Raw genomic sequence first — 10,986 nt, forward strand, 5'->3', positions numbered from 1 at the left:
TAAAAGTAATCCACCAGATTTAAACAGAAACTTTTTTTTTACTGAAATAAAAGCATTGCCAATTAACGTCTCGAACCGAGAGAAAAACTCAGTAGATCACAAAGATCCTAGTTGGGATTGTGGGGGAGCAGGGAGACCGGAGCATGGGAGAAAACAATCATAGTCAAAAAACCAAAAATAACGAGTTAAAGTGAGAGAACTAAGGTTTATATCCCTTAAAAAACTTTATTTACTCGAAAAAGTTTGAAAATAATCTCCCCTTCTCCCCACTCCCTGCTCCCTTGCAGCCCAAGCAAGTAAGTTTTTGATCTACTGAAACTGATTGCTGCCCAAGAACAACAGGGAACGGACAAAAAATTAACCCATTTTGGTTTATCTTTGTAATTGATTGTGAGCAAAAACAGGAAACTCCGAAATATCTCAATGAGCAAAATTATCGCAATTTTTAATCAAGCTGGGGGGGTGGCAAAAAGCACTCTGGCCATGAATTTAGGTTATCATCTACAGCAATTAAACCAAAGAGTCGCTTTAGTGGATTTAGATCCACAGGCATCTTTAACCTTATTTTGTGGACTAACACCTTTTGATTTACCGCAAACTATTTATGAATCTTTAGTACAAGACCTACCCCTACCCATACAGTCTATTGATGGTGCCGGATTTGATTTGATTCCGTCTAATATCAATTTATCTGGGGCTGAAATTGAATTAGTCAATGCGGACTTACGAGACTTCCGCTTACGTGATACCTTAGAGTCAATTCACGGACTTTACGATTTTATTGTCATTGACTGTCCTCCTTCCTTGGGAATTTTAAGCTACATAAGTTTAGTGGCGGCTACCCATCTTCTTGTCCCCATTGCCACTCAATATAAAGCCTGGATGGGAACGGAATTACTTTTAAAGACAGTCAAAAGAGTTCAAACACGGGCTAATAAAGAACTGAAATTGGCCGGTTTTGTCCCCATTCTCTATGCTAAAAGTAATTCTCAAGATGTGAGAGCTTTACAAGCAATTAGGGACTATTTAGGAAAAGTGGGACATATCTTTCAACCGGTTCCCCGTGCAACCGCTTTTGCTGATTCGGTGGAGGAACATTTACCTTTAGCTTTATATCAATCTAGACATCCGGCCGTTAAACCCTTAAGAGCGATCGCTCGTTACTGTCTTGAAAATTTGTAAATTACTCTCTTATCTCACCTGTGAACTATGTCTAAGAAAAATAAGCCTTTTCAACCATTAGGGATCAATGCTTTATTCGGAGAAGAGTTAGAAAAGGAAGTAGAATCCCCTCATTTTATTCCTATTGAATTAATTCTACTTCCTCCTTCCCAACCTCGTCGCTATTTTGACCCTGAAAAAATGGCACAACTAACTGATTCAATTCGAGTTGATGGTATTCTTCAACCTTTAGTTGTACGCCCTTATTCTGAACGCAAGGGCTATTATGAATTAGTTTTTGGGGAGCGTCGTTATCGAAGCGCAAAACAAGCTGAGTTTACTGAAGTTCCTGTCATTATTAAAGAACTCAATGATTCCGTTGCTCAACGGTTAGCTTTAATTGAAAACTTGCATCGAGAAGACTTAAATCCTGTGGATGAAGTTGAGGGGATTTTACAATTTCTTTCACTGTCTCTAGAAAAGTCAGTCCCCGACGTTATTTCTGAGCTTAATTATCTGAAAAATAAGAAAGAAAATAAAGTTACGGATAACGTTATCCGTAATGAACATGAATCAAAAATCTTGGAAATCTTTGAGCAACTCGGACAAAATTGGTACTCATTTACCTGTAATCGTTTAAGAATACTCAATCTTCCTGATGACCTTTTGAGTGCTTTACGAGAAGGTAAAATTGCTTATACTAAAGCTAAAGCTATTGCCAAAGTAAAAAATTACGATGACCGACAACGGATTTTATCCGAAGCGATCGCACAGCAATGGAGTCAACGAGAAATTGTTGACAGAGTTAAAGAAATTCTCTCATTAGCTTCAGATAAAAGTAAAACGCCATCGTCTCCTAGTCGTCAATTAGATGATTTAAGCAAACGTATAAAAAAAGCTAAGTTATGGGAAAATAAAGACCTTTGGAAGAAGATAAAAACTCGATTGAAATATATTGAAGATGTTCTCGATTCTCTTGAAGACGAAATGCCCAATTGATGTGCTTCATTTTTCAAATTTACTTTTATAGAATCTGTATGTTTCCAAATCTTAGACGTAGAGATTACTTTACCCACAAGGTTCAACTCATGCACCGCAATTTATTAATACGGTAATTACTCAAAACAGACAGGAATATAACCAAATAATCCGTGATTATACCAATTCCTTAAATGTATCCCACTGTGTCACGATAGGGACATGGTAAAACAAAAGTGGTTAAGAGTTCGTATAACTGACGAACAAGATGAAAAGCTCGAACATTACTCCGCAAATTGCGGATTATCTCGTTCTGAATTGATTCGACAAATAATTGAGGAAATGCCCCATGAGCCAACTTCTGATCTGCCTAAGTTTGATAAGAAATTCAAGAAAAAGGAACCCATAATGAAAGAATACATTGACAGTCTGGGTAATAAGTATATGCTATCCATAGAATACAGAAATAGCTTTAATCTATGGCGGATTTCTCTCAGGAAATTAGATCGATTGAATCGTGGTAAATTTACAGCAGGAATTGATTTAGTTAAAGAAGTAGAATCTTCATCCGAAGAAATTTGGCTAAATATGGTTAGTCCTTGTTCAACTGATTCATCTGAAGAAATTAATTTTTTACTCTGGGATACGGTTAAAAATTTAGCTTCTCAAGAAGGATGGAAAAAGTTATACGGAGAATTAACATTAGAGCAAATTGAAAGAAGACCGAAAATGTTATCTTGGTTGAAAGAATTTGGCTTTGGAATAAATAGTCATCCAGAACAAGAAAGTCTGAGTTTTTCTAAAATAATTTAATTATTCAAATTAATGTTATCTTCTATCTTTGAGACGTGCGAACCCAGAGCGGAAATTTTATCAGGGGAATTAACCGTTGATTTATTCGCAGCGAAACTTCGTTTAGTTGTTGAAAAAAAAGCTCCCCAAGTTTATCAAAATCCCGATATTTTCTTTGCTAATACCTTTGCTACTGACGGTATAAAAACCTTACTAAGAGAAGTTTTTAGTCGTTTAACAGGCAAAAGTTCAGGTTCCCCTGTCATTCGCTTAGAAACCAGTTTCGGGGGCGGTAAAACCCACGATGAAATTGCTCTATGGCATATTTGTCAACAAGGAAGAAATATTACTGGTTTAGAGCGTTTTGTGTCCGTTGAACTATTACCTACATCTCCTGTTCAAGTGGCAGCCGTTGATGGTCGAGATTTAGACCCAATTAATGGCATTTACCACGAAGATACAGGCATAACCACTTATACTTTATGGGGAGAATTCGCTTATCAAATAGGAGGTATTGAAGGTTATCAATTATTACAAGCGAGTGATCAATCTGGGGTAAGTCCTGGTACTTCGGTTATGGAAAGATTGATGCAGGATAAGCCTACTGTTATTATTTTAGATGAAATTGCCCGTTATTTAAGTGCAGCTAAAGGGAAAGCAATTAAAGATAGTAATTTAGCTAAGCAGGTTATTAATTTTCTCTTTTCTTTAATGGACTTAGCTGCGGCCTGTAACCATCTGGTATTTGTTTATTCTTTGGCTTCTTCAACGGATACTTTTGCTGAAGAAACCGAAGAATTTAGAGAGCAAATTCAGCAAGAATTACAAGAAATTTCCCGTGCGTCAGCTAGACAAGAACGGGTGTTGACCCCCAGTAATGATATAGAAATATATAATATTGTCAAACAACGGTTATTTGCTGCTGTAGATATCAATATAGCAGAAGCGATCGCCACAGAATATTTGAGTGCGTATCGTACCAGTCAAGTTAATTTACCCGATGCGTCTAAAGATGCTAACTATGCTCAAGCGATCGCCCAAAGTTATCCGTTTCATCCTGAGTTATTTAGTTTATTAACCAAGAAAATAGCTTCTATTCCTGAGTTTCAGAAGACGAGGGGTGCATTAAGGTTATTTGCTCAGATTGTCCGTCACTTATGGCAAAATAAACCTAATTGGGTCTATTTAATCCATACTCATCATATTCCCGTTGGGGTTGATGAAGAAGTGACCAATGATTTAACGTCTCGGTTGCAACGTTCCCCCATGCGTAACCCCATTGGGGCCGATATTTACAATGCTAACGGACGAGAAGCTTATGCTCAAGTCCAAGATCAAGAGTGGTTATTAGCAGGAAAACCTCCCTTTTCTACTTGGGTAGCAAGAACGATTTTTTTGCATTCATTAACCCAAGGAATAAGTTCCGGTATTCGACGGGCTGAATTAAATTTATCATTATTAACCCCTGGTGTCGAGATCGGTTTTGTAGATAAAGTGATTAACCAGTTGGTTTCAGTAGCTTGGTATTTAGATGATGATCCTGTTACTAATTTATCTCGGTTTAAAGAGGAACCTTCTATCAATAAAATAGTAACAGAAGAAAAGGAACAAGTGGGGCGTACCGAGGCTAAAGAAGATTTAAGAAATCGTCGGGATAGTATTTTTGCTAAAAAGTTTTTTACCTTAATTTCGTCTCCTGAAAGTCCTTCAGATGTAGATGATCGTCCCGATGATATTGCCTTATGTGTCATTGATTTTCAAGAAGGAACCGTTAACAGTTCCACTGATGAACCACCTTCTTTAGTGACACAAATTTTTGGGAATACAGGGGATGCTGGTAAGTTTAGATTATTTCGCAATCGTTTATTGTTTTTAGTAGCTAATCAAACTCAAATTGAAAATGCCATTGATATTGCTAGAGAATATAAAGCAATTAAAAATATATTAGGTTCACAAACTCGTTTAGAAGATTTATCCGAAAGTCAACAGAAACAATTAAGAGAACGAGAAGGGGCGAAAGATTTAGAAGTAAGAATTAGTTTAACTAATGCTTATCGTCATTTATTTTACCCTGATTCAGACCCTGTTAAAGCTCCCAATGGCTTAAAACATTATACCTTACCGGCACAAGAATCGAGTAGTGTTAAAGGAAAAAATAATCAACAAGACGTTGTTTTTAAAGCCTTAAAAGATTGTCAGAAAATACGTCCCGAAGAACCATTAAAAGCTTATGCACCTGCTTTTATTCTACAGAAAGTATGGCCAGTCGGGTTAGAGTATTGGACAACTAAATCATTAAAAGAAACCTTTGCCAAAGATTTAGGATTACGGTTTCTCATAGAAGGGGAAATTTCGCTGTTAAGGGACACGATACGCAAAGGATTAGCAGAGGGTCATTGGGACTTAAAAGTAGGGCTTGAAGACGAAAATAAGGTTAATCCAGAGGATGAAAATACCAGTCAGGGGTCAGAAGATTCCCTTAAGAAAGAATCATCCTCAACCCGTAGAAATCCTCGTTTATATATTAAAACAGAAGGACAAAGTTTAACCCTTCCTAACACCATTGAATTTAGCGATCGCTTTATTTTATATCGACGGGGAATCCTACAACCACCGGAACCTCGTACTATTGAATTAAGCGCACAAGTTATCTCTGGAAATGAGAATAAACAAGTTAGAGTTAGATGGAAAGCAAAAGAAGCTTTAACGATTACTTTATATCAAAATAATGTTGAGATAACGGGTAGCTTTTTACCTAGTGATGAATATGAATGTCAAATTAATCAATCTACGACGTTTAAGGTAGTTGCTGATTATGGTAGTGGGGAAATAGCAGAAAAAGAAACCACGGTATCTTTAGGAGGTGGAAAAGTTAGAGAAAAGGGGGGAACTTATGATACTGGGGGGTCAGTTATTAGTATTCCTATGGCTGATTATAAACCCCCTACGTTATCGTTTGATGGGACAGTTGATAGAACCTTTAATGATTTTAAAGATCAATGTTTAGATAATAAAGTCCAAGGGGTTGAAAGTTTAGATATTACGGTTAATTCTATTATGGATTATCGGAAGCTTGGAACCAGTTTATCTTTATTAAATCGACCTTTTTTTACTTTAATGATTGAACAAACTGTTACCATTCAAGCACAAGGTCAATTTGTTCGTTTAGAATATCAAGGAGATAATCGAGGTTTTATGAGTTTCTTTAATCCTATTAATAGTTTACTGAATAGTCCCAATGCTCAAGCTACTATTAATTTGGCTTTATCTTTTGAGTTTAAGGATCTTGTTAAGTTTGATGGAACAGAAATTAATATGATTCACCAAGCTTTATCTCGTAATCCTGTGGAAAGATTAAATTTAACAACAAAAGTTAATTATTGACGAGGTTAAAAGGTATAATGATTAAGTATTATATTTCTCTTTTTACTGATTGATTCACTAGATATGCAAGAGTTTCAACTAAGGATTTTACCATTAAAAGATAACGACTTTGCGTTAGAATTATATCAGTGTGCTTACAAAAAAGCAGGGGAGAAAAAAAGACCCGCAGCTAAACGCATTGGACGAGTTAAAGGTCATTCTTTAGTATTGATTCGTCAAGCAGTTTATCAAACTTTAAAAGCAAATAATTATGACCCTAAAACATTATCTTATAAGCGTTCAACTCCTTACATTCTAAGTGAAGAATCAGGGGTTAATTTAGCTATTTTGTTTCAAGCTGTACAACCGTTAAGAAAAGAGTCTAAAATTGTTAATATTCGGGATGGTATAATGGCCATGAGTAATGAGGAGGCACATTATTGGTTTGCTAAGATTTCTAATGGTAAACGGAGTCCTGCTTTAAAAGCAATGAGAGTTTTATTAGGAGAGTGATATGATTACCCAATTAAAACAACTAAGAAAAGAAAGACAAAAATCAAGAACTGTTGAAGTTTTAGATTAGATTTTCAGGAGAGTATTAACATGACTTTAGAATTAAGTTTGACTTTTGATGAATCTCAGACTGATTTTTTAAATCAGTATCAAGACTATGGTTTTGATAGTCAAGAATCGATGATCCAATCTGCTTTAGAAAAGTTAAAACAAGAATTAGAGAATAAGGAATTAGATGAATCAGCTAAACTTTATACAGAAGTTTATGCAGAAGATATAGAATTACAAGAAGTAACTGAGTCTGCTTCTCTCATAAATACGACTCGTAACCATCAAGCTTTTCTTAATGGTTATTCACCTGAAGATGAGGGGTTATATGATGACTATCCAACCCGGTGATTTTTGGGTAGCAGAAATTCCTTTTACTAATGGTGTGAGTAGCAAAAAGCGTCCTGTTTTAGTTCTTTGGTGTGATGGAAATGATGTTGTTGTTGCTGTTGTAACTTCTGCGCAACCTCGTTCTCAAACTGATGTAAAATTAAATGATTGGGCAATGAGTGGTTTAAGATTACCTTCAACAGTTCGTCTATCTCGGTTAGATTGTTTAGAAAATTCTCTTTTATTGGGAAAAATTGGACATATTTCTATTCAAGATTCTCAAACAATTTTAAACGTTTGGAATTTATACGTTAAACCTCAATTTTAAAGTAATTAAATCCATGACTAACCCCAACCGTCCGAGAGTTTTTATTGAAAAGATTATGCCTGTTAAGTTGTTAAATGAACAGGTTTATTATGAACATGGAGGCAACCCCTTTAAAGGGTTACATCGTTGGTATTCACGCAAACCTTTATCTTTCTCCCGTGCGTCGGTTTTGGGGTCAATTCTTCCTGCTGATATTTCTATGGAAGAGTTTGAATATTTATTAGGGTTACATACAGAGGAAGAGTTAGAATTATGGTTAAATTCTAAATTATCAAAGGAAGAAAAAGAAGAGTTAAGAAATAAGAATAAGGTTAGATTATATAAAACACCTCCCACTGAAAAACAAATTAACCGAGTTCATGAATTATGTCAGAAAATATGGGGTAAAACACCCACTATTTTAGATCAGTTTGCGGGTGGGGGTAGTATTCCTTTTGAAGCAGCTAGATATGGGTTAAATGTCTATGCTTCTGACTTAAATCCTGTGGCGGTTGTCACGATGAAAGCTGCGATGGAATATCCCTTAAAGTTTGGGGCAGACTTACAAAAGGATATTGATAAATGGGTGAAATGGGTAGGTGATGAAGCTGAAAAAAGACTGGCTGAATTTTTCCCTTCTCCTGAAGGTGAAACGGTACAAAATTATCTTTGGGCGCATACCGTTGTTTGTCCAAACTGTCAGTCGGTTGTTCCTTTATCTCCTAATTGGTGGTTATATAAACGTCCAGAAAAGCAGAATTTACATAAATGGTGTGCAGTTAAACCTATACCTAATATTGAACATAAACGGGTTGATTTTGAGTTAATTAAGGGAAAAAAAGGTAAGGGGACAACAATTCAAACTGAGAATGGAGATTTTGATCCCAAAGATAATAATACTATTAGTAGAGGTGTGGGTAAATGTTTATGTTGTGATAGTGTAATTGAAAATGAAATAATTATGCAATCTGCTGAAAATTTAACTCTTGGTTGTCAATTATATGCTGTTGCGTATAAAGAGGGTAAAAGTAGCTTACAATTTAGAATTCCTAATGAATTGGACTTGAAAGGATTTAAGAAAGCAGAAGATTATTTAAAAGAAAAAAACGATATTTTACAACAATTAAATCTTATTCCTATTGAATTATTACCTGATGGACAAGATTTAGATGAGCAAATTAGAATATTTTGTCCAACTTGGAAAGATATGTTTAACCCCCGTCAACTTCTAACCCTCGTTACTTACCTAGAAATCATCAACGAAGCTAAAACTAAATTATATATTGAATATGAACCAGAAAAAGTAGAAGCTATTTGTACTTATTTAAGTTTAGTTATGGATAGATGCGTTGACTTAAACTGTAGGTTAACAGTATGGAATACAGGAACAGCAACAACTATCAAAGCAAGCTTGACACATTCATTAAATTTGAACTGGAATTATCCAGAATTTCAAGGCTATAAAAAACTATGGAATCAAATGGCTAAATTTGCAGATGGTTATACACAATTATTTAACTACTATAAAACGCTATTAACTAAAAACACTATAGATAAAACATCTAAAACTAACTCATCATCCTTTGCCGATACCCCATTAGGAAAACTAGAAAGAAAAAAAAATGATTCAACCATCACCAATAATGACCAAAATAATAACGATGTAGAAATAGAAAACAACTTACACAATAATTATGCACCAGAAATTGTTAACATTAACCTAGAATCAGCCGATAGTTTATATCACATTCCCGATAACACTTTAGATGCCATAATTACAGATCCCCCCTATTATGGAACCATCCAATATGCAGAATTAAGCGACTTTTTTTATGTCTGGCAACGCAGAACATTAGGAGATATATTTCCCGACCTATTCTATCAAGAATTAACGGACAAAGACAGAGAAGCCGTCGCCAACCCTTCCCGTTTCCGTAACATGGGAGAAAGCCCCGACTTCTTAGCCAAACGAGACTATGAAGCTAAAATGGCCTTAGCATGGTCAGAAGCTTACCGAGTCTTACGGGATGAAGGAGTCTTAACGGTACAATTTAACCATAAAGACTCAGGGGCATGGGACACCCTAGCCAAAGCCTTAATCGACGCAGGGTTTGAAATTACCGCATCTTGGGCAGTTTCTACCGAAAACCCTCAAAACCTCCATCAAGCCAAGAAAAACAGCGTTTCTAGTACCGTTATCCTCGTCTGTCGTAAACGAGATCCCAACGCCCAACAAGCATGGTGGGATGACTTACGCCCCGAAGTCGCCAACCTCGTCGAACAACGGGCCCCCGAATTTGAAGCCAATGATATCACAGGCATCGACCTCTATTTAAGCGCGTTTGGCCCCGCTTTAAACGTCTTTAGCCGTTCCTACCCCATCTTAGACAGTACAGGGGATGAAGTACGCCCCGAAGCTGCCTTCGCCGAAGCCCGAAAAGCGATCGCCTCTTACCGTTTCCAGACCTTAGTACAAACGGACACCGCAGGGTTTGACCCCTTAACCCAATGGTATTTACTCGCCTGGGATGCCTTTAAAGCGCGAGAGTTCCCCTTTGATGAAGCCAGACAGTTAGCCTTAGCCATTGGGGGGTTCAACGTGACAGAATTAGCCAAAGGGTTTAAAGTGTTAGACTCAGCCAGTGGTACTTGTAAACTATTAACCCCTCAACAACGACTGAAAAAACGGGCATTTACCACCGATGTTAACGAGTTTTCCGTGACTCATTTAGTGGATGGGTTACACGCTGCGATCGCCATTTATGAAGAGGAAGGAAACTTACAACAAGTGCGACAGTTTATGCAGAAAACAGGGTTAGTGAATAACGATAAATTCATGAAGACATTAGAAGTGGCATTTAAAGTTATTCCTACCAAAGTTAAAGAAAAAGATACCTTAGTTAACTTGTGGTTAGGTATTGATGAAATTAAAGCGAAAGTTACTTATCAACAGGGGGAATTATTTGAGTTTGAGTAAAGGATATATAAAAAAAAATTACAACGAAAACAACAAGTATTTATCAATGAGGTAAAAACATGAATCCACCGAATCCAAATAATATTAGTATTCCTCTTAGTCCCAGTTTAGAACAACGATTAAAAGAAGTTGCTCAAATGAATCAAAAAACAGAACAAGAATTAATCTTAGAAGCCCTTGAAAACCATTTAAAACAGTTCCCTACTACAAAAACTTGCTATGATTTAGCAATAGAATTAGGGGTGATTGGAGTAGCCGAAGATTTACCATCTGATTTAAGTACCAACCAAAGTCATTTTGAGGGATTTGGTGAATGATGAAACAACAAATTTTAATAGATACTAGCCCCATTGTAGCTATCTTATCACCGAAAGATACTTATCATCAACTTTAGACCTCTTGCAAAAGTCTTTTGTGATATGATTGAATGCTATTTTTTTGTCTAATTTTACGTGGCAAGACACCCAGAATTCCTGATTTTTTTGAATGAGATAGTAGAGAGCGATCGCCACAAACA

9 protein-coding genes are annotated in these 10,986 nt (G+C 36.2%); all 9 read left to right on the forward strand.

Going from position 1 to position 10,986, the window contains the following annotated elements:
* Positions 1-423 precede the first annotated feature (423 nt).
* On the forward strand, positions 424-1,182 hold the full coding sequence (locus QNJ66_RS06585) for an AAA family ATPase (RefSeq protein ID WP_300504253.1): 759 nt from the start codon (positions 424-426) through the stop codon (positions 1,180-1,182).
* A gap of 27 nt (positions 1,183-1,209) precedes the next feature.
* A complete protein-coding gene (locus QNJ66_RS06590) occupies positions 1,210-2,160 on the forward strand; it encodes a ParB/RepB/Spo0J family partition protein (RefSeq protein ID WP_300504256.1) in 951 nt (316 codons plus the stop codon).
* Between the two features lie 201 nt (positions 2,161-2,361).
* Positions 2,362-2,952: a ribbon-helix-helix protein, CopG family gene (locus QNJ66_RS06595; protein WP_300504259.1), complete on the forward strand. Its 591-nt coding sequence runs from the start codon at positions 2,362-2,364 to the stop codon at positions 2,950-2,952.
* A gap of 12 nt (positions 2,953-2,964) precedes the next feature.
* Entirely contained in the window at positions 2,965-6,315 is a 3,351-nt protein-coding gene (locus QNJ66_RS06600) for a DUF499 domain-containing protein (RefSeq protein WP_300504262.1), read from the forward strand.
* Between the two features lie 63 nt (positions 6,316-6,378).
* A complete protein-coding gene (locus tag QNJ66_RS06605) occupies positions 6,379-6,807 on the forward strand; it encodes a hypothetical protein (protein ID WP_300504265.1) in 429 nt (142 codons plus the stop codon).
* 90 nt (positions 6,808-6,897) lie between these two features.
* Positions 6,898-7,206 carry a hypothetical protein gene (locus QNJ66_RS06610; protein WP_300504268.1) on the forward strand — a complete coding sequence of 103 codons (309 nt, stop codon included), beginning with the start codon at positions 6,898-6,900 and terminating at the stop codon, positions 7,204-7,206.
* A complete protein-coding gene (locus QNJ66_RS06615; protein WP_300504272.1) occupies positions 7,184-7,513 on the forward strand; it encodes a type II toxin-antitoxin system PemK/MazF family toxin in 330 nt (109 codons plus the stop codon). The genes QNJ66_RS06610 and QNJ66_RS06615 overlap by 23 nt, the downstream gene beginning before the upstream one ends.
* A 13-nt stretch (positions 7,514-7,526) precedes the next feature.
* Positions 7,527-10,469: a DUF1156 domain-containing protein gene (locus QNJ66_RS06620; RefSeq protein ID WP_300504275.1), complete on the forward strand. Its 2,943-nt coding sequence runs from the start codon at positions 7,527-7,529 to the stop codon at positions 10,467-10,469.
* Positions 10,470-10,528: 59 nt separating this feature from the next.
* Positions 10,529-10,786, forward strand: coding sequence for a hypothetical protein (locus QNJ66_RS06625; protein WP_300504278.1), 258 nt, complete (start codon positions 10,529-10,531; stop codon positions 10,784-10,786).
* Positions 10,787-10,986 lie beyond the last annotated feature (200 nt).

Origin of the sequence: Crocosphaera sp. (assembly GCF_030064895.1) — a bacterium.
GTDB lineage: Bacteria > Cyanobacteriota > Cyanobacteriia > Cyanobacteriales > Microcystaceae > Crocosphaera.

Coding starts and splice junctions, on each gene's coding strand:
- QNJ66_RS06585 (WP_300504253.1), top strand. CDS start 424: ATGAGCAAAATTATCGCAATTTTTAATCAAGCTGGGGGGGTGGCAAAA.
- QNJ66_RS06590 (WP_300504256.1), top strand. CDS start 1,210: ATGTCTAAGAAAAATAAGCCTTTTCAACCATTAGGGATCAATGCTTTA.
- QNJ66_RS06595 (WP_300504259.1), top strand. CDS start 2,362: ATGGTAAAACAAAAGTGGTTAAGAGTTCGTATAACTGACGAACAAGAT.
- QNJ66_RS06600 (WP_300504262.1), top strand. CDS start 2,965: ATGTTATCTTCTATCTTTGAGACGTGCGAACCCAGAGCGGAAATTTTA.
- QNJ66_RS06605 (WP_300504265.1), top strand. CDS start 6,379: ATGCAAGAGTTTCAACTAAGGATTTTACCATTAAAAGATAACGACTTT.
- QNJ66_RS06610 (WP_300504268.1), top strand. CDS start 6,898: ATGACTTTAGAATTAAGTTTGACTTTTGATGAATCTCAGACTGATTTT.
- QNJ66_RS06615 (WP_300504272.1), top strand. CDS start 7,184: ATGATGACTATCCAACCCGGTGATTTTTGGGTAGCAGAAATTCCTTTT.
- QNJ66_RS06620 (WP_300504275.1), top strand. CDS start 7,527: ATGACTAACCCCAACCGTCCGAGAGTTTTTATTGAAAAGATTATGCCT.
- QNJ66_RS06625 (WP_300504278.1), top strand. CDS start 10,529: ATGAATCCACCGAATCCAAATAATATTAGTATTCCTCTTAGTCCCAGT.